This is a genomic window from bacterium, from assembly GCA_036382775.1.
In the GTDB taxonomy this organism is placed as follows: domain Bacteria; phylum Hydrothermota; class Tepidihabitantia; order SM23-42; family JAOAFX01; genus DASVHD01.
The window spans coordinates 1-19,798 of record DASVHD010000032.1 but is presented as its reverse complement, the minus strand read 5'-3'; the positions used below and the strand labels follow the sequence as shown (position 1 = coordinate 19,798).

The window sequence follows — 19,798 nt, the reverse complement described above, 5'->3', positions numbered from 1 at the left end:
CCTTTATCTGTTATTCCGCAATATTGATCTCATGGTCAAATCGCGATCCTCAAGCCGGCTTTGATCGTCCGACGCTGCCCGACATTGGCTGGATCGACAACGTAGTCGCGCGAACCCATCAAGCCGCCCGATTCTTCGCCTGAATCCCAGGGATCACCGGTACGGGAATAGACATAACGCGGATTGATGTGATCCGTCAAATTAAGACCCTTAGCGAATAGTGTGACCGTACCAAAACCGGTTCGCACTCCTTGATGGATCATCAGGTCCAGAGAATATTCCCATGCCATGCGGCCTGAATTTGCCTCGACGACCAGGCCCTCGCTGATGTATGGTGTATACGGCAGACCGCTGGCCAGCCGGAAATTCGCCACGAACCCGCCCAAATCGTTAAAGAGAAGATCGACGTTGGTCGCCAGCGTGTGCCGCCGGTCAAAATCGAGGTAATATTCCTCCATGCGCTCCGGTAAACCGGTGTAGACATCGTAGAAACCCTGCATCGCGAAAGACCGGTTGCCGCGCGCGACCTGGTACGTGTAATTGATATCGAACCCGAACCTGGAAATGAGCTGCCGGGTGATCGTCAGGTCAAACCCCTGGACGCTGCCGAAGTCCTCGTTCGTATAAACAATGTAGTCGTAGGGGAACAGCCGGACTTCGGTGGTTGAGAGCAGGTCTTTGATGTCCTTCAGGAACAGCGTCAGGTCAAGACCGTAGATCTCGGCGATCGCGTACTTCACGCCAACCTCGTAGGTCGTTGTCCGTTCCGGCAGGATCCTGGGGTTCCCGACCAGACCATACCTCGGGATGCTTTCCGGATGCAGGACATAGTTATTGTTAAAGTACATGATCTCGTAAGGCGGGTTCTGGAAAAAATGCCCGTACGCGAAATGAAGCATTGCCTGGTCAGTGATCGGATGGGACAACCCGAACCTGGGGGAAAGCTGATAACTCGGTTTTACCTCGGTCGTTTCAGAATTGGGATTTTCGACATCCTCCCACATCACCGCGTTGGGATAATTATAGTCGAACCTCAGGCCCAGGTTCAATATCATGTACCGATGTTCGATATTATCCTGGATGAAAACCGCTCCTGCAACCGGCTGTTTTGTGTAATCCTGATAGACGATCGGTCCGCGGGTAAAAAGCTGCTGCCGGTTGTTCTGCGCGAACGAATAGATATTGTTCTCCAGACCGAATTTGAAGTTGTGGATCGAGCGGGTCAACAGATTGAAGTCCGCCTTGGCCACGTACTTTTTGGTCTCAACGGTCTGCCGAAAGATCGGGTAACCCGATATATAGAACTCGGAATAATTGTCATAGACCGGTTCTTCGATCACGCTGTCAGGCAGGTCCGGGACTTTAATGTTGATCGTGGATCTCATATAGCCGAAACGCAGGTTGTAATAAAAATTCTTTCCGGGTGCGTGGTTGATACCGGTCAGAACCCGGCTGTCGCTGTTGTCGCTGACCAGATAATTCTCGGGGATGTACTTGTACACATGGCTGTAACCCTGGCTTTCATTCTCCGCATACTGCAGGTCAGCGAATAACTTCAGGTATGGTCCCAGCTTTTTAGTGATCTTGCCGTTTATCGTACGCACAAGCTCATAGCCGAAAGGCAGGACTGAGTTCTGGTTCGAATAATTACCGCCGACAAAAAATCTCGTGCTCTTGTCGAAGAATAAAGGTCCTTCCATATGACCACTGACCTCACCCAGAAAAGGAAGGTCATTGGCATCCATGACATTCGGCGGACTGTAAAGTGAATTATCGGCAGAATCCCGATGACTATCGTATGCCGGAGGGATCCCGCCCGACATCCAGTCTTTTTTCCGATAAGGGGACGAGTTAACCATCAGGGATGTGTACTCGATCTGCGACGAAAATTTGCTCTGCCCTTCAGGCGTCACGACATTAACCACGCCGCTCATGACATTTCCGTATTCGGCATTGAACGTCCCGCTCAGCAAGGACATCTCGGATACCAGGTTCTTCGACAGCAAGGGCGCGTTGCCGAGCAACGGGTTAGATGCTTCAATCCCGTCAATGTAATATGCAACTTCGCCGCTGCGGCCGCCCCGGACATGGATGTCGCCCGAAGCGTCGGTTGTAACGCCGCCCTGGATGATTATCGCCTCGCTAAGTTTTTCCACCGGCATGAGGTCCAATTCACTTCCCGTCACCCGGGTTTCCTTCGAGGTCATCGCGATCTCAATGACCGGTCTTGTTGCGACCGCGGTCACCGGTTCAATCCATAGAACGGTTTCCGTAAGGTCAAAATCCAGAAAAGTCGTCCGGTCGGCATAGACCTGGACGCCTTTCATAATCTCCGACTGATAGCCGAGCATGCTCGCTTCGATCTCATAGATGCCAGGCGGCACGTTGAGTATGAAATAACTCCCGTCCACGTCGGCTGAAGTTCCGATCTCAAGGCTTTTGATAATGACATTGGCGTTTATCAACGGTTCGGTGGTCGCCGCGTCACTTACCCAGCCGCTTATTTTACCGACCGTCCCGGCGCCAGCGAACAGCGTCATTAGCATCAAGAGTAATATGACCGGCATTATCTTTGATCTTTTCATATCTTCTGCTCCTTTTACCTTTTATCGTTCAAAAGGCATCACCATGCGCTTAAAATACTGAATATATTATAATTACCCGGGATGCTAAATCAATGATTAATTGATCATCGTACAGATAACCGCTCCGCCATCATTGCATGGTTATCTGATCTTAATGACTCTAAACGGTTTTTCGGACTGCGTGCCGACGACAAAATAGACGCCGGGAGCCAGTCCCAGACCGATCTCGCTGCCCCTCTGCTTTGCAACCAGTGAACCATGCACGTCATAAACAGCCAGCCACTCATGTTCAAGACCCGGAATGACCATGCGATCTGCGAACAAAACCTGTCGCGGCCGTCTTTCATCGCTGGCCTCTACGTTGTACTCCTTGACCGATACTATCACCAAGGCTTCTTCGTTCAAACCGGTCCAGCCGCTGTGATATAGAGTCTGACCGCCCACCGCATAGATGTTTTGAGCGGCGGTGTCCGCGGCCAATGCCCAGCGCGCAACAGACATGGAAGCATCTGTGGTCCATGAATCCGCACCCTCGTCATATGACTCGACCGTTGAATAAAAATAGTTGACTGGCGCAAATCCGCCCATGACATAGATCCTGCCGTTGACGGCAGCAGAAGCAATACCTAATCTTGCCGTGGGCATCGGTGTTTTTGCAACCCACAACCCGGTGACCGTGTCGTATTCCTCAACTGCGCTGCTCGCGCTCCCGGTATCCAGACACCCACCGATCGCGTAAATTTTGCCGTTGACCTGCTGCGCCGTCAAACAATTGCGCGGCGTTGGAAGAGGTGCCTTCGTAGTCCAAACATCTCCGACTGGATCATATTCGTATACCGTGTCCACGCAAATCGAACCATTGTCGCCGCCGATCACATAGATACGGTCATTGATAACGGCTGTTGCCATGTCTTCCCGCGGGGCCGGCATGTCTGATTTCGCTGTCCAGTTACCCGACTCGGGATCGAATTCAAGGACCGATGATAGTACAGCGGTGCCATTATATCCGCCAAGAACGTAGATCTTGTCCTGGACCGCGGCGGTCCCGAACTCGCGTCTAATTGATGGCATCGAATTGCCGGTCGACCAGGTATCGGATGACTGGTCATATATTTCCAGCGTATCGAGCGTTCCGGCGCTGTTCCTGCCGCCGATCGCGTACAGCTTGCCCCCTACCGATGCGATCCCCAGGAAACTGCGCGGCGTGAGCATTTCGGATTTTACCTGCCATGAGATCGGGAAAAGTGCAGCGGATAAAAAAACAAGAGTGACACCCAAACGCAGAACACTGTCGACGCGGCTCATAGCACCTCCTTAGGCCTTTATCTACCTCTATTCCACAATGACAAGTTTTCCGGCATCCACTCCACCGTCATGCTCATGCCGGAACACATAAACGCCGGCAGGAAGTTTGCGGCCAATGTCATCTGAGCCGTCCCAGATGACTTGGTTAAATAGTTGAATGGTTAAATAGTTAAATTGCTTTACTAGTCGACCAGCAGCATTGTAAATCTTCATTGACATTTGAGATTTGGTCCCCCCCTCCTCAATCCTCCCCCTTGAGGGGGTAAGGTAAGGGTAGGGGTGAATTTGAAATTTAATCGTGGTCTTACCGCTAGCCGGATTGGGTGCGACCGTGATCCCCTGGCAAGTTTGTCCGGGAGCATGGTCCTCCTCAATGCCGACAGTGTATAGCAGGGCCCTGAAAACATCGCCGTTCGCGCCGGTGGCGGCAAAAATAAAGACGCTGTCGCCGTATCCGGTGGTCTTCCGGGCTTCGATCATTTTGTAAACGGTCGTCGCGCCGCTCAATGCGCCCGTGCTGATCCACGTGTTGCCGCGGTCATTGGACACGAACACCTCGGCGTTGGGCGTGGTTCCTGCGAAGATCATGCCGTCGGAAGCCAGCAGCAGGGATCGTATACTCGTGGTCGTAGAAAAATAACCGGCTCCGACATCCGACCATGTCGTACCCTGGTCAGCGGTTTTCTTTATCCTGCCGATACCTGCCGAATCAAGACCCACGAAGACCGTATCGGCGCCGACTTCAATGATCGCGTAGCTGTCGCTGAAACCCGGTAATGCGGTGCAAGGACTCCAGGCCTGGCCATTGTTGGTTGAGCGGTGGATCCCTCCGCCCGTGCCCCAACTCCCGAAATAGATGGTATTGTCTGAACTCTGATAAAGGCAGTAATGCATGCTGTTGTAATATATCGTGCCGCTGTCCACAAGCCAGATTGAACCGCGGTCCAGCGACCGGCGGGGTATCGCCGACGACATCCCCATGTAATCATTCCCGAGATGGAGCATGCCCAGGTTATCTTCAAGAAAAGCAGTGACCCGTGAACCGGGCCGGTATGTGCCGTAGGAATTCAAAACCGCCCAGCTTGACCCGCCGTCGCTGGATTTGAACACGCGCGGCAGATCTCCCCACATGCCGGTACCGGCAAAAAGAGTATCGCCCTGTCCATTGATCAAACAATAAACGCCTTCCTGGTTGCCGGGCAGGTCGGCGGTCACGCTCCAGTTCCAGAAATCCTGCGAAACATAGACCCAACCGCTGTCCTGCGAACCGGGGATCGGACCGGCCCTGGTACCGGCGTAGATATATCCTCCCAGCCCCTGGGTAATATCCCCTACCCTCGCTGCACCTGTGAGCTCGCCGGTGTTCTGCCATACGATCTGAGAGAAAATGCATAATACCGCAAAACATGAGATCATAGTTCCTCCTTCACTATATCCACTAGTATATAATATATCTAATTATGTTATTTTTGTGTTATTTAGGTTAAATTGAATGCATCATGGTCGCGCTCGACCACATCCCGCCAAAATCGCCCCGCCCTCTGTGCATCCGTTATTTCCAGATTCTTGTGCACGATCCTGGCGACTTGCGCGAAGACCGATCTGATATGCCGTCGGATCGGCTCGATCCAGGCATCGTAAATGTTTTCCGGCAGCAAAGGCCCGCGGTATTTTTCCAGCGCCTGTTCATAGGTGACAAGCGCTTGCTTCGTATCGCCCTTATCCATCAGCAGATCACCCTTTTTTGCCAGGCTGATGAACTGGAAATAATCAACTTCGAGCTTCTGGTCGGGATGGCGGAATTCATACATGCCATGGTCCCGATGAACAAGCTCGTCAGCGTCCAGACCGTAATGTTGCAGATCTCTCCTTAAAAGGAAAACCGTCTGGCGCAACGAGTTGAATGACTTCCGAGGCGGATCCCCGGGCCAGAGCATTTCCATGAGTTGATCTTTAACGAGCGCGCGTTTATTATGGAGAATAAGGATCTTTAAAAGGTTCCGGGCTTTTTCACGGTTGATCGGCACGTTCACGTCGCCGCCCCTGGTGATCTTGAACCGGCCCATGAGATCGATCTTGAGATGCGGCACTCTTGCCCCCGTGTCCATCCGTTCCAGCATTTCAACAGCTTTCTGGGTCGCGGGTGAATTGAGGTCCCACACAAGCTCCTTTACGACCGGGATATATGTCAACAACTGCAGCCGCTCAATGACGTAGAACGCCGCCTCCCGGCAGGCGCGCGATTCCTGGCGCAGCAGTACGTCCACGATGCGTTTATCCCTGGTTGCCAGATCGAGCAGGATTACCCTGGGCAGCACGGCTTTTCGGGAACGCGCCATGCTGTCGCTGAGCAGCCCAAGCAGCGTCTCCTGTTCCCTGATAAATATTGTATAGTATCCCCTTTTCGCGCAGAGCTTCAGCAACCGCTCGAATTCACGGGGGTGTTTCCCGCCATCGACCTTCCGCATAATATAGGAATAGAGAAGGCCGACCATATGGTCGTATTGACGTCCGCCGGTTTCTTCCAGGCCCTTTTCCAAGTAAAGGAATGCAGCATCGTGTTCGCCGATCAGCCACAACAGGTAACCTTTTTCCAGATGGAATAGACCCTGGACCAGCCGCTCTTTGGTCTGGTTGATTATCTTTTCCGCTTCGTTCATGTACACGAGCGCTTTCGGATAGTCTTTGCACAACCGCTCCAGTACGCCCAGGTTGAAATAGACATAAAGGCACTCGGAATAGGAGGAACTCCTTTCCAGCAGTTTCAGCGCCGCCGTGTAGAGCTGTCTTGCCTTCATGAAATCCTGGTCATCCCGGAAAATATTTCCCAGCAGCCACATGGATGCCCCCTGCTCATAAACAAGACCAAGCTTGGATCCGCTGCGGCGGCACTGGTCCAATACCTTTTTGCCCAGTTCCCATTTTCCGCTGAAACCGAAAAGCTCGCCAAGGTTGAGCATAGCGTAGATCTTCAGTCTTTCCTGTTTTTCTTTTTCGCACAGCTCGATCGCGTTGCGCAGGTAGACTTCGGCTTCAAAGAAATTACCTTGATGTAACGGCACAATACCAAGGTTAATGGACGACTTCAGGAAAAGGATATTTTCATTGATATTTTTCGATATCCGGTGGGCTTTCCGATAATATTTTTTAGCCTGCTCGAACTCCGCCATCATCCAATAGTTGACGCCCATAGTGTTGTAGATGTCCCCGCACAGTGCCGGGTCCTTGCCTTTGGCGATCCCCAGACATTCTAATAGGACGCGGTTGGAACTGAGGTATTCACCCTGGCGGCGCAGTATCGCCGATTTCATGATCAGGATCTGGCAGCGCAGAGATGTCCTGCCAGTGCGGGTCGCGAGCGAGTACGATCGGTCACAAGAACTCAATGCCTCAGCCAGACCGCCTTTAAGGTACCACAACCGGGCGCTAAGATAGAAGTACTCGGCGGTCGGTTTCCTGCGTTTTAGTTTCTCTAATAGGTTTTCAAGGTTCTTGATCTTGCCTTGCTCGGCGTATCTTGTTCCCAGTGCGTAAAAACGGTCTTTAGTATTCATTAATATTTGCCAATGTTATACTCGGTTGCTGCGGACGCAATTTCAGAGAGAACTGTCGCTGAACAACGCCATGAACGTCTCAACGATCTTCGGGTCCAACCTGGTTCCCTTGAAGGATATTAAACGGTCCAGCGCCTTTACCTTGACATACGGACGGCGATATGGCCGGGCCGAGGTAAAAGCATCGTACATGTCGCACACCGCCAATATCCTCGCCTCAATTGGAATATCGCTGCCCTTCAATTTGTCAGGATAGCCGGTTCCGTCGTAATTCTCGTGGTGATGCCTGATTATGGGGATTATATCCTTCATTTGTTCGATCTCTTCCAGCATTCGCGCGCCTTCGATCGGATGCCTTTTGATCTCTTCAAATTCGAAATCATTAAGGGTCTTTGGCTTGTTGAGAACCTTCTCGCTAACCCCGATCTTGCCGATATCATGCAGCAACCCGGCCCAGTACAGCCGGCGCACCGTCGGCTCGGACAATTTCAAGCCCTCGGCCAGCTTAACCGCCAACCTGGTGACGCGTTCCGAATGCCCCCTGGTATAGGCGTCCTTCGCCTCAACAGCCAACACCAGAGCGCGCACGGTCGCCGCATAGTTCTTTTCCAGTTTTTCATACAGTAGCGCGTTTTCCAACGCAACCGATATGCGGTGCGCAACGTCATCAAGCAGGTCAAGCGCCTGGCGGTTGAAGCAATGCTCGGTCCGGCTCTCGAAATCGATGACGCCAAGCGTCTTGGTACCCACCATAAGCGGGATGGCGAGTTCGCATATTACCCCCGGTATCGCCTCCACATACGAAGCGTTATCCGTCACGCACGGTGCGTAGACCGCGCGCTTGCTGCTGATCGCCTCGCCGATGATCCCCTGGTGAAAAGGCACGACTGCGTAACGCGGCTGGATCTCGACGCCTTTGGAGATCGCTCCGATCGTCAGGTTCTCTTCTTTCTCGTCCGACAGCAGGATCGCGGTGATGACGCCATCGAACGCCCGACCGATAAGGTCTACGATCGTTTTGAGTAGCGGTTCCAGGTTGAGGATACTGCTGATGACATATTCGATCTGGTATAAGAGTGTCAGATCACTGATCGATTTGTTCAGTTGTTCAAACAACTGGGCGTTGTTTATCGTCACCGCGGCCTGGGCCGCTGCCAGGGATAACAGTTTCACCGTCTGCTTGTCAAAAACATCCTTCCGTACGCGGTCCCAGCACATTATATAGCCAATGCAGCGGTTACGGACAATCATAGGCAGCCCGACAAACGACGCGACCATCATGTCCAAGGGTACTTTTCGTCCGTACCCGGTGAGACTACGGTTCAAATTGGAGAACCGCACGGGTTTTCTTTCCGTTATGATCTTTCTCGCAACCTTGGACCCTTTCAAGTCGATGACAGGATGAAAATCGATATTTTTGGGCTTCCCGTTCTCGATGCAGAAAACCATCCGCGCTTTATCTTCCTCTTCCGTGTACAGGTCAATACGGAAGTTCTGCGGTTCTACTATCTTCTTAATGTGATTGAAGATCTCTTTGTATAATCTCTCAGTGGTCAGTTCCGCGGCGACCGCGCGGTTCATTTCATCGAGGGCTTTGAAATGGTTTGCTTCACGGCTCGCGGTTTCAAGCAGCGACAGGTAATGCAGAAAAACGCTGGCGAAAAGGATATCATCCTTCAGTCTTTTGAAATGTTTGCTTGAGAAATGATTTTTCTTTGTCGAATGGAAAGTGAAAGTGCCGTATAACTTGCGGCCGACGAATATCGGCGCGCCGATGACCGATTTGATCCCGTGTTTGCGTATGAACTCGCGCGATCCCAGATGCGGGTGCCCGTCAACATTACCGATCACCACGTTCTTTTTCTTCAACGCGACGTAACCGCTTATACCCTCTCCCACTTTGACCGACGCCGTCGCGTCGAGATGGATCCGGCTGCTGCCGGTCGCGATGAGTTTCAAGGTCCTGGTCTTGGGGTCGAACCCGCGTATCAATCCCGAATCAGCATCCAGCTCGCCGATGGCGTGGTCAACGATCTGCGTAAGCCTCTTGATCGTCCATTGATCACGGTGATGGTTATGTAACGGCATGAATGGAACATTATACTTATCCAGTTCGTTTAGTCAAGCATGGCCGACCGGTGGAAAGGCATATTAAAGCGTGGTTCTTGATTATGCGCGACCGGTGTGTATAATTGGCCACAAGGAGATGCCATGGATGAGAAAAAACAGCCGCAGCAGATCAGCGTCGAGATCAGTCCGGAACAGTCCGAAGGGATCTATTCCAACATCGTGCTCATCGCCCACTCGCCGTCGGAATTCATTCTTGATTTCGCGCGGATCCTGCCCGGTCTGCAGAAAGCCAAGGTGTTCGCGCGCATCCTGATGACGCCGCAGAACGCCTGCCTGCTCAGGGATGCGCTCGATGAAAATTTGAAAAAATATGAAGAGCGGTTCGGTAAAATTAAAATATTCGGCAAAGAATCCAAAGAGATCGGTTTTAAATAAGATCGCCGATTTCTTTGTTCATTCCAGATACCGCGCCTACCTCATGGGCGGCTGCCCGCGTGATATGGTGCTCGGTGTCGATCCGGTGGATATCGATATCGTAATCGAAGGGGATGTTCTGAAGGCGGCCAGGGAACTTAATAAGATCCTGAAAGGAAAACTCCTGGCGTATAAGGATTTCAACACCGCCTCCATCATTACCAAAACCGGCAACAGGGTCGACCTGGCCGGCGCGCGCACCGAAACCTATCCGTCGCCCGCGGAATTACCCAGGGTCATCCCCGCGACCATCAAGGAAGACCTTCAGCGCAGGGATTTCACGATCAATGCGCTCTGCATGTCGCTTAACCGCGCGGATCTCGGTGAACTATACGATCCATTCTCGGGTGTCAACGACATCCGGAAGGGACTGATCAGGATCCTTCATGACCAGAGTTTCGTCGACGATCCGACCAGGGTCTTTCGGGCGCTGCGGTATAAGAATCGTTTCGGTTTCAGGCTGGATAAAGCGACCGATGCCAGGCTGCGCGATGCGATCGCCAAGAACATGATCGAGCGGCTTTCGGGCCAGCGCGTTTTGAACGAATTGCGACTTATCTTCGCTGAAAAAAGTGAGGCGCAGGTGTTACGAGACCTTGTCCGCTATGGCATTGTCAGCCTGCCCAGGGCAAAGCTGATAATGCTGGACCGGATGGGAGAACTAAAGCTGTATGCGTTCATGGCGCACACTCGTTTCAAGCATCTGCCCCTCCCCAGCCATGAAGCGCAGCTCGTACGTGAAGTTGGACGTCTGGACCAGATCATCGCTCGATTGTCGCGAGCCCGACATTATCACCAGATCTATGAAATACTCGCGACTCTCCCGCCCGAGATCATGTCAGTCATCCCGGCATTAAAACCTACGCTCAACAATAAGGTCAATGCGTTTAAAAAAATGCGGCACGTTAAGCCTCTTATCACGGGCAATGACTTGAAAAAAATAGGATTGAAGCCAGGCCCTGCATACAAGCGGCTGCTCGCGAAGACATTTAAACTTCAGCTTGACGGCAAGATCTCCGCAAAGAACAGAAGCAAAGCGCTGGAGGCGCTGAAAAAACATGGCCAATGAGATCGCGGTCCTGATCATGTCTTTGCCGCCCCTTTTGCTGGCTCTGACCATACATGAGTTCTGCCACGGCTACGCGGCGCTCAAAATGGGCGATCCCACGGCAAAATATGCCGGACGCCTGACCTTTAACCCCATTAAGCACATTGATTGGTTTGGATTCCTTGCGTTCCTGCTGTTCCGTTTTGGCTGGGCAAAACCCGTGCCCGTGGATCCGAGAAATTTTTATAACTATCGAAAAGGAATATTAATAACTTCGCTGGCTGGCCCCCTGTCTAATTTTCTGCTGGCTGTACCCTTTGGACTGGTGTTGCGCTTATTACCGGATATCACGGCCGTGAAGTTCTTATACCCGCTGGCGGTCATGCTCCAGCTGGGACTGCTTTATAATTTAATTCTCTGCGCTTTTAACTTGATCCCGGTGCCGCCGCTTGACGGATCCAAGGTCCTTTTCAGTCTATTGCCGACCTCCTTCGCGCCAGTAGAATTATGGCTCGAACGTTACGGAGTCATAATCCTACTCGGCTTGATATTCTTCGACCGGATCACGGGCGTGCCGGTTCTATGGGGGTGGATCGGTCCTTTCGTTGCTTTCTTCGGCCGGCTGTTTGCCGGAACATCAGGAATGTTCTGATGACCGTCTCTGACACAGGCTTACAAAAACCAATGATTTACCTGTATTTATCAGCTTATCTCTAAAAAGGAGGTCTGCGATGTTGAAAAAAGGAATAAAGATAGTTTTGCTGGTGATCGCCATCGTGTTGATAGTGATCATCATCGGGTTTTTCGCGATCCGGGCTTTTCTGACACCTGCTTATCTCCGGTCTATTGCGACCAAGGCAGTATCAGATGCGCTTCAACATCCGGTACAGATGGGCGCGGTCAATCTCAAACTGGGCTGGAAGATCGGGATCGTCGTTGATGACTTGACTATCCCCAATGCCCAGGGATTCAGTGCGTACCCGCTCGCCAGCGTCCGAAAAACCTCGTTAAACCTCCAACTGCTGCCTCTGTTGGGCAGGCATGTGGTCATCAACAGCGTGGATCTGAACCGGATGCAGATGAGAGTGGAAAAGAACACCCAGGGTCAGATGAACATAGGGTTGTTCGTTCCCAAAACCGGCGCCAAGGGCAGTGGATGGACGGTTTCCCTGAATTCCATCGGCCTTCACAACTGCTCTGTCGTTTACCAGGATGCCATAGCAAAGAGCGAGGTCCAGGTCAAAGACATAAGTCAGAACATAAGGTTTGCCCGTGATAATATATCCTGCTCTGGCAGCCAAACCCTTTACCTCCTCAAAAGCGGCAGTATGCCGGAAATGATAATCAAGATCGAGAATGACATTGAGTACGACTCGGTAAAAAAGAACGTTTCGATCAATAACATCAGGGCGGTGTACGAGCCGGTCGTACTGGTGGCCAGCGGAACCATCGAGAAACTCGAGCGCCTGAACATGAAAGCGGAAATAGATGTCCCGGACGTATCCAAAGCACTGGTCCTGATCCCGACCCAGTCCAGACCCGAGGCGATGACCGGCGCAATAAAAGCGGTCGCGTCCGTACTCGGGACCGTCCAGGAGCCCAAAGTTGATGGCCGCTGCGAATTAAAGAACATATTAGTCAAACCAAAGGGTTTTACCAAACCCGTAGAGAAGATCAACGGGAGCCTGTCTTTTGACCAGAATTCGATAAAGAACATCCTCGTACAGGGGCAGATCGGCGGATCCAAATTCGACGTGTCCGGCAGCATCGCCAACCTCACCAAAAACCCCTTACTTGACATTATGCTCAAACTCGCAGGCGATCTGAAGGACCTCGAAGGGTTGACGTCCGAGACCAAATCGATGAAACTCGCAGGAATCATGAATGTCAAGACAGCGGTTAAAGGTGCGGCGGGCAAGCCTTCATACTACGGCGATTTCGCGGTCAGCAATGGCATGGTTGACGGTATCGGCCTGGCAAAACCGATCACTAATTTCCAATTTAACGGCACGCTCCAGAACGAGGGAGCAAAGATCAATGTATGCCGCGGCCGCATCGGGAATTCCGATTTTGCCCTGACCGGGAATATTTCGAATTTCGCAAAACCCGTGATCCAGCTATCCAATACGTCGAATGCCATCGATCTCGACGAGTTGTTCCCCAAGCCTGCGGCCGGCCAAAAAAAGACCGGTGGTGCCGCGGTCCCGATCACCCTGCAAGGCGCGGTGAAGATCAATAAAGTCAGCGGCATGGACATGGAATTCAGGAACGTCAAGACTAATATCACGTACGAGAACGGCGTCATCGACCTCAAGGACTGCAACGCCGACGCCTTCGACGGCAAGGTTCAGTTCGACCTGTACTATAACATCAACAGCCCGGAACCGTACCGGATCAACTCGCGGATGACCAACATGTCCGCGCAGAAAGTGCTCAAGCGGTTTCTCAAGTTTGAGAATTTCGAAGCGAAATTGAACGGCGTTGGCAATTTCCAGGGCAAGGGATTTGATCAGAAGCAGGTTATATCTAACATGAATGCTTCAGGAAATTTCAAATTTGGCAGCGGCTCGTTCAATAACTTCGCACTGGTCACAGGACTTCTTACCTGGCTCGGTTTTAAGGACCAGAAAAATCTGCCATTCAACGACTTCATTTGTTCATTCAAGATCTCCAATGGCAAGACCCAGGTCAATGACTGGGCGCTGGCAACATCCATGGGCAACATGTTAACCAACGGTACGATCGGACTCGACGGCAAGATCAACCTTGCCCTCACGTTCACCCTGAACAAGAAAGAATCCGATGCGTTGAAAAAACGCCACGCGGACTGGGTTCTGTTCTATGACAAAGCCGGCAAGGCCGTCATCGACATGAACATCACCGGCAAAGTGCTGGACCCGAAATTCGCGCTCGACACCAAGAAGATCCAGCAGCGCCTTAAGGGCAAGATCCAGGATCAGTGGGACAAGAAGAAAAAAGACCTGGAAAAGAAACTGAAGGATCTGTTCAAAAAATAGTTAATGGTTTTACGGCGTGGCTACTGGTATCGTTATACGGCATTGCTATACGGTAAAGGACCACCTAAAACGACAAACGAAAAACGATACGAGTGGCGATGCCGAATCACGAATAACGAGATACCTGTTTATTTAGAATTTTAAGGAACCATGCCCGAACTTCCCGAAGTTGAAACCATCAAGCGGGAGCTGCAGCCGCTCCTGACCGGCAAAACGATAACAAACTGCCGCGTTCTGCGCTCCGATATCATCGGCTATCCTTCTGCTAAATTATTCAAACGCCGGATCAAGAATGCGGTCATTACCGGGATCCGGCGCCGCGCAAAATATCTGATCATGGATCTGGAAAGCGGTTCAATGTTGATCTTTCATCTTCGCTTATCCGGCGCCTTGCTCATAAAAGAAGATCCAAGCAGGCACGCCCGCATTGTCTTTAAGTTAAACGACGGTTCTCTGCTCGTATTTGACGAACCGCGCGTGCTGGGACGCGTCTACCTTATCGGTCAGAATGACAGACCGCGGATCCTGAAGGGTTTTCGCGAATTGAGCCATGAACCTATTTCACCTGAATTCGATTTTGCGTATTTTAAGAAAAAACTAAAGGGGCGCAAGACCAGGATCAAATCGGTGCTTTTAGACCAGAGGGTTTGCGCCGGAGTTGGCAATATCTATTCGGACGAAGCTCTGTTCAAGGCCGGTATCAGACCGTTCCGCCGGGCGTCCAGCCTGCGGACCGCTGAAGTTTTTAAGCTCCTCCTGGCGCTCAAGGATGTTCTGCACCTCGGGATAAAACATCTCGGCACGACCGTCTCTGATTACAAAAGGGTTAACGAACAGACCGGCAATTTCCAGAAACTGCTTTGCGTGTACGGCCGGGAAGGCGAGCCCTGTAAAGTCTGCGGTACGCCCATCGTGGTCAAAAAGATCGGCAACCGCGGCACGCGCTACTGCCCGAAATGCCAGAAGTGATCACGGGCGTGAACGCCCTACTCCAGGAACTGTAGCCGCAGGTCATGATCCTGCAAAGCGGGGCTTTAGCCTGCGTAATAATTGACCGAAATCTGAAGATATTTCGCAACCTGAAGGTTGCGGCTACATAAAAAGGATATTAATCATAACTGGTGTCTCTGTGGGCGAGATTCTCATTTTTTTCCTCTCCCCTTGTGGGAGAGGGTAAGGGTGAGGGGTGACGTATCAAATGACATACCATATGTATATAATAGCGCGCATTTCCTGTTAAAACATTGTCTAATTAAATAGTATTAAATAATTTTGATAATGCTGAAATTGTCAAAACGGTGAGGTTAATGAATAATAGTGTAATATTATAAACCGGATCATGGATAACAATAATTCATATAATGATAACGACCTGATCAAGCAATCGGCCGAGGGTAACGAGCAGTCTTTTGCCCTGCTTGTAAAAAAGTACGAAAAGGCGGTTTTCAGCACAATATACCGCTATACCGGTAACAAGGAAGACGTTGAGGATCTCGCACAGGAGATCTTTATAAAAGTCTGGAAAAACGCAAAGAGTTTTAAGGAAAGATCCAAATTTTCAACGTGGCTTTACAGAATTGTCGTTAATCACTGCCTTAATTACAAAATAAAAGTTAAAAAACAACGAAGGGATATCCCTCTGGAGGACGTATCAAAAGAAGGCAGCACCTCTTCTGCATTAATCGTACAAAATGATTGTGATTCCAAGGTCAAAGTCGAAATTATCAAAAAAGCGATCAGGAGCCTGCCTAAACGCCAGCGTCTAGCATTGATCCTTGCCCAATTTGAGGATAAATCGCACCAGGAAATAGCCGATATCATGAAGGTCTCCCCTTCTTCGGTGCATTCGCTTATCTTTCGCGCGCGGATCACCCTCAGAAAGATGCTTAAGGAATTACTGTGATGCGAATATACCGCGCGAAATATCGGTTTATTTTTTGTCAAAATAATCAGGGGAACTAAAAAATGAAATGCTCTAAAATACAAAAGAAACTATCCAACTATCTGGATAATGCCTTGCCGGATAACGAAAAAGATGTGATTGCGGATCATTTACTGACTTGCGCGACCTGTCAGGCAGAATTTTCAACTTTAAAAAAGCTTCACAACACACTCGGTCTATTGGATGATATGCCGGTCCCTGACGAATTCAGCGCGAAGTTGATCGGCAAAATCAAGACATTAGAAAAAAACCGGGAAATCACAATGCCATTCAGCGTATTTGGCAGGACCATAATGGCTGCAGCATGCGTAGCAGTAATATTGTTATCAATATTATTTGGTAATCATATCGGCAGGACACTTTATAAAGAAACGACTGGCAAGCGATTGCCTCATAACACAAGAGTAATTGAAATATTTGAAACACAGGCTAGCATTGAATTGGCCAATTATCTCAATTATAGATTGAATTATGACGTGCAGAATGGAGGTGCGCAATGAAAAAATGGCATTTAGTCGTAATTATCGTCTCCTTAGCGTTGAACGTGGCGGTTATCGCGACGTTCGGCTACCTGTGGGCTGCGGATCATGTAAAGAAAAGTCCATTTTCCGAAAAAGAACTGGAGGAAATGAAAAAGAAGTATGCATCGATCCGTGTCGTGCTTGATGTGCCGGAAATGGATCCGCAAGCCATATCGTTCGCATATTTTGATTATGACCCCATACCGGCAGCAAAAGAAAGAGCAAAAAACTACGCCCGAATATACAATGATTTTATAAAGCTCCGGAATACCGAAGAAGCTAAAACAGAATTTCGTAAAGTCTATATACGCTATATGTGGGATGATGTTTTTAAAGACATTGACGGAAATGCGGTCCTTATGCTCACAAAGGGCGGGGCAACACTTACATCAAATGTCGCTGATAAAAAATTGTGGGTGGTGACAAAGGTCAGGAAAATAAATGACGAACTGATATGCTGGTGCATTCCGGTCATGCCTGAAATCGGCAAGGAAATCACAGTTACTCTCAGCAAAACAACGGCTTATGATGCTGGCAGAGATTTTGATAATGCATTGGCGGAGGCGAGCAGAAAAACGGTAACACAATACCCCATAGATCCAAACTTCAAAGACGAACCTGTTGCTCGTGCGCTGTTCAATAAAATGAATGACGCTTTTTACAATGCCAATGCCATATATTTTGAAGGAATTGTTTGGAGTGGGCGCGAGGGGACTATTCAAAATAAGGCATATTACAGGGCATGGCTGAAAAAACCAAATTTTGCGCGCATCGAAGCGATTAGGGATAATAAGGTCACCGGTACGCTTATCTGTGATGGCAAATATTTTTGGATTTACTGGGGAGGCAAACAGACACCTTTTGACAGCGTAAACCTTGATATTTTTGGAACCGGACAATACATGCGGATACCGGCATACCAAGAGGAAGGGAGATCTCTATCTCATCAAGTACAACTTCTCCGGGCAGATTTTTCACCGGTTTACGAACTTGGCTGGTTTAAAGGAGGTTATAAAAAATTCAACGAAATTATAGATGGGGTTCGGAGCGTTGGCGTTGAAATGGTCAATGGTGAACTCTGCGACGTAATAGAAGTGAGTATCCAGAAAAACACCATGAGCAGATTCTTTTGGGTATCGAGAAACGACCGGTTACCAAGAAAGATCTGTCAAATTATTCGCGCTAATGATATTTTTATTTATAATGAATTATGGACCAATGTATTAATAAACGCGAATATTGCCAACTCTCTATATCAATGGAAGCCGCCTGCTGGTTGGACTCAATATTTTGAACCTTCGTGGGAAGATGACCTTCTAAAACCGGGCACAATCGCACCCGATTTTGAATTGCAATCGATCGAAGGTAATTCGATAAAGCTATCAGATTATCAAGGAAAGGTTGTATTGTTGTATTTCTGGAGTGTTGGTTGTTCAGTCGATGAGTTGCAAATACTTGAGCGCATATATAACCGTTTCAAAAACAAAAATTTTCTTGTAATCGGCATTGACAATGACGACGATTATGAAATTGCCAAGCGATTTCTCAATGAAAATTCGATCACTTATCCCAATGTTATTGACGCATCACCCGCTGCTCAGGATATACAATGCAAGCAATACCAAACAAAAGCAGGCAGGCGAGCGAGCCCCATGACATACCTGATCGACCGTGACGGGAAAGTGGCGGATGCGTGGTACGGCTCGGACAAGGAAAATGATGAGAAAGATATAACAAACAAACTGAAAAAATTAGGCATAAAATAGCGTAAAATATTTATTAACTTATCACTCGAAATACAAATCCCCCACTTTATCCCCTTTTACCAAAGGTGAAAGAAGGGGGATTATGATCAAGGGCGTGAACGCCCTACTCCAGGAACTGTAGCCGCAGGTCATGATCCTGCAAAGCGGGGCTTTAGGCTGCGTAATAATTGACCGAAATCTGAAGATATTTCGCATCCTGAAGGTTGCGGCGACTGAAGTAGAGCTTTCAGGCTCGTCAAACTGCTCTCCCCCCATTCAATTGACATTAGTATAAAATTGTATATAGTTAACGCATGGATGATTTTTCGAGCAAATACGACCCGAAAGGGATCGAGCAGAAATGGTCTGACACCTGGCTGAAGGAAAAACTCTTCACGCCCGACGCCAGTTCTAAAAAAGAAACTTACACGATATCGATCCCGCCGCCGAACGTAACCGGCAAGCTCACGCTCGGGCACGTGTTGAACAGCACGATCCAGGACATTCTGATCCGTTACAAGAAACTGTGCGGTTTTGAGGTCTTGTGGCTGCCAGGCATGGACCACGCCGGGATCGCGACCCAGGTAGTTGTTGAAGAAAGGCTCCTGGAAAAAGGGGTAAAAAAAGAATCCCTGGGCCGGGAAAAATTCATCGCCGAGGTTTGGAAATGGAAAGAGGATTACGCCCGGATCATCCGTGAACAGCTAAGGACCATAGGGTGCGGCCTGGATTGGACGCGCGAAAGGTTCACCCTGTCGGAAGAGTACTCGCGCAGCGTTATCAAGGTATTCGTCGACCTTTACAACAAGGGATTGATATATCGGGGGGAGAAAATTATAAACTGGTGCCCGCGGTGCTTGACCGCGATCTCAAACGAGCAGGTCGAGACCGTGGATACCATGGATAAGCTTTATTACATAAAATACCCATTAAAGAACGGCGATGAATTCATTACCGTTGCAACCACGAGGCCGGAAACAATGCTGGGCGACACGGCGGTCTGCGTCAATCCCAATGACGAACGGTATCGGCACTTGGTTGGTAAAACCGCGCTTCTTCCCATCATGGACCGTGAGATCCCGATCATCGCAGACGAGTATGTTGACCCTGAATTCGGCACGGGTGCCTTGAAAGTAACACCAGCACACGACCAATTCGATTTTGAACTCGCTAAAAAACATAAACTTGGTATCATCAATACAATGAACTCCGATGCGACCTTGAACGAGAATGCGGGTAAACTTAAGGGCATCGACCGCGTCGAAGCCCGCAAAAAAGTCCTGCAGATGCTGCTGGAGATATCCTTGCTCGACAAAACTGAAAATTATAAAGTGCCGCTGACGACATGCGAACGGTGCCATACCGCGGTCGAACCGCGCGTTTCCAAGCAATGGTTCGTCAAGATGAAGCCGCTCGCCGAACCGGCCTTAAAAGCAGTTCATGATGGAGTTGTCAAGATGTACCCCAAGCGCTGGGTAAACCTCTACAACCACTGGTTGGAGAACGTTATCGACTGGGTGATCTCGCGACAGCTTTG

General features: G+C 49.9%; 14 protein-coding genes. 9 read left to right on the top strand and 5 right to left on the bottom strand.

What is annotated here, in order from left to right; all coding sequences use genetic code 11:
* Positions 1-35: 35 nt before the first annotated feature.
* The 5 genes from VF399_06910 to VF399_06890 form a co-directional block, all read right to left on the bottom strand.
* Entirely contained in the window at positions 36-2,585 is a 2,550-nt protein-coding gene (locus VF399_06910) for a TonB-dependent receptor (GenBank protein ID HEX7320065.1), read from the bottom strand.
* Between the two features lie 141 nt (positions 2,586-2,726).
* Positions 2,727-3,890, bottom strand: a complete 1,164-nt coding sequence (locus VF399_06905) for a kelch repeat-containing protein (GenBank protein ID HEX7320064.1) — start codon at positions 3,888-3,890, stop codon at positions 2,727-2,729.
* A 27-nt stretch (positions 3,891-3,917) separates the two neighbouring features.
* Positions 3,918-5,306, bottom strand: coding sequence for a hypothetical protein (locus tag VF399_06900; protein ID HEX7320063.1), 1,389 nt, complete (start codon positions 5,304-5,306; stop codon positions 3,918-3,920).
* A gap of 62 nt (positions 5,307-5,368) precedes the next feature.
* A complete protein-coding gene (locus VF399_06895) occupies positions 5,369-7,444 on the bottom strand; it encodes a tetratricopeptide repeat protein (GenBank protein HEX7320062.1) in 2,076 nt (691 codons plus the stop codon).
* Positions 7,445-7,486: 42 nt separating this feature from the next.
* Positions 7,487-9,532 carry an HD domain-containing phosphohydrolase gene (locus tag VF399_06890; GenBank protein ID HEX7320061.1) on the bottom strand — a complete coding sequence of 682 codons (2,046 nt, stop codon included), beginning with the start codon at positions 9,530-9,532 and terminating at the stop codon, positions 7,487-7,489.
* A 123-nt stretch (positions 9,533-9,655) separates the two neighbouring features.
* Between VF399_06890 and VF399_06885 the strand changes: the two genes are divergently transcribed.
* From VF399_06885 to VF399_06845, 9 genes are all read left to right on the top strand, one after another.
* Positions 9,656-9,949, top strand: a complete 294-nt coding sequence (locus VF399_06885; protein HEX7320060.1) for a DUF3467 domain-containing protein — start codon at positions 9,656-9,658, stop codon at positions 9,947-9,949.
* A complete protein-coding gene (locus VF399_06880; GenBank protein HEX7320059.1) occupies positions 9,885-11,057 on the top strand; it encodes a hypothetical protein in 1,173 nt (390 codons plus the stop codon). The genes VF399_06885 and VF399_06880 overlap by 65 nt, the downstream gene beginning before the upstream one ends.
* The gene (locus tag VF399_06875; protein HEX7320058.1) at positions 11,047-11,688 is read left to right on the top strand and encodes a site-2 protease family protein; all 642 of its coding nucleotides are present in this window, start codon (positions 11,047-11,049) and stop codon (positions 11,686-11,688) included. Before VF399_06880 ends, VF399_06875 begins: the two co-directional genes overlap by 11 nt.
* 79 nt (positions 11,689-11,767) lie before the next feature.
* Complete coding sequence (locus VF399_06870; GenBank protein HEX7320057.1) at positions 11,768-14,053, top strand: AsmA family protein; 2,286 nt, start codon at positions 11,768-11,770, stop codon at positions 14,051-14,053.
* Positions 14,054-14,203: 150 nt separating this feature from the next.
* Positions 14,204-15,022: a bifunctional DNA-formamidopyrimidine glycosylase/DNA-(apurinic or apyrimidinic site) lyase gene (gene mutM / locus VF399_06865; GenBank protein ID HEX7320056.1), complete on the top strand. Its 819-nt coding sequence runs from the start codon at positions 14,204-14,206 to the stop codon at positions 15,020-15,022.
* 370 nt (positions 15,023-15,392) lie between these two features.
* On the top strand, positions 15,393-15,956 hold the full coding sequence (locus tag VF399_06860; protein HEX7320055.1) for a sigma-70 family RNA polymerase sigma factor: 564 nt from the start codon (positions 15,393-15,395) through the stop codon (positions 15,954-15,956).
* A gap of 62 nt (positions 15,957-16,018) precedes the next feature.
* Positions 16,019-16,495, top strand: a complete 477-nt coding sequence (locus VF399_06855; GenBank protein HEX7320054.1) for an anti-sigma factor — start codon at positions 16,019-16,021, stop codon at positions 16,493-16,495.
* Positions 16,492-18,282 (top strand): TlpA disulfide reductase family protein, encoded by a 1,791-nt coding sequence (locus VF399_06850; protein ID HEX7320053.1) that lies wholly within the window; start codon positions 16,492-16,494, stop codon positions 18,280-18,282. Before VF399_06855 ends, VF399_06850 begins: the two co-directional genes overlap by 4 nt.
* A 293-nt stretch (positions 18,283-18,575) precedes the next feature.
* The coding region (locus VF399_06845; GenBank protein HEX7320052.1) for a class I tRNA ligase family protein at positions 18,576-19,798 on the top strand (1,223 nt) is incomplete at its 3' end.

What these genes read in the sequence shown, in the direction of transcription:
- VF399_06910 (HEX7320065.1), bottom strand. Translation starts at nt 2,585, where the DNA reads ATGAAAAGATCAAAGATAATGCCGGTCATATTACTCTTGATGCTAATG.
- VF399_06905 (HEX7320064.1), bottom strand. Translation starts at nt 3,890, where the DNA reads ATGAGCCGCGTCGACAGTGTTCTGCGTTTGGGTGTCACTCTTGTTTTT.
- VF399_06900 (HEX7320063.1), bottom strand. Translation starts at nt 5,306, where the DNA reads ATGATCTCATGTTTTGCGGTATTATGCATTTTCTCTCAGATCGTATGG.
- VF399_06895 (HEX7320062.1), bottom strand. Translation starts at nt 7,444, where the DNA reads ATGAATACTAAAGACCGTTTTTACGCACTGGGAACAAGATACGCCGAG.
- VF399_06890 (HEX7320061.1), bottom strand. Translation starts at nt 9,532, where the DNA reads ATGCCGTTACATAACCATCACCGTGATCAATGGACGATCAAGAGGCTT.
- VF399_06885 (HEX7320060.1), top strand. Translation starts at nt 9,656, where the DNA reads ATGGATGAGAAAAAACAGCCGCAGCAGATCAGCGTCGAGATCAGTCCG.
- VF399_06880 (HEX7320059.1), top strand. Translation starts at nt 9,885, where the DNA reads ATGAAGAGCGGTTCGGTAAAATTAAAATATTCGGCAAAGAATCCAAAG.
- VF399_06875 (HEX7320058.1), top strand. Translation starts at nt 11,047, where the DNA reads ATGGCCAATGAGATCGCGGTCCTGATCATGTCTTTGCCGCCCCTTTTG.
- VF399_06870 (HEX7320057.1), top strand. Translation starts at nt 11,768, where the DNA reads ATGTTGAAAAAAGGAATAAAGATAGTTTTGCTGGTGATCGCCATCGTG.
- mutM (HEX7320056.1), top strand. Translation starts at nt 14,204, where the DNA reads ATGCCCGAACTTCCCGAAGTTGAAACCATCAAGCGGGAGCTGCAGCCG.
- VF399_06860 (HEX7320055.1), top strand. Translation starts at nt 15,393, where the DNA reads ATGGATAACAATAATTCATATAATGATAACGACCTGATCAAGCAATCG.
- VF399_06855 (HEX7320054.1), top strand. Translation starts at nt 16,019, where the DNA reads ATGAAATGCTCTAAAATACAAAAGAAACTATCCAACTATCTGGATAAT.
- VF399_06850 (HEX7320053.1), top strand. Translation starts at nt 16,492, where the DNA reads ATGAAAAAATGGCATTTAGTCGTAATTATCGTCTCCTTAGCGTTGAAC.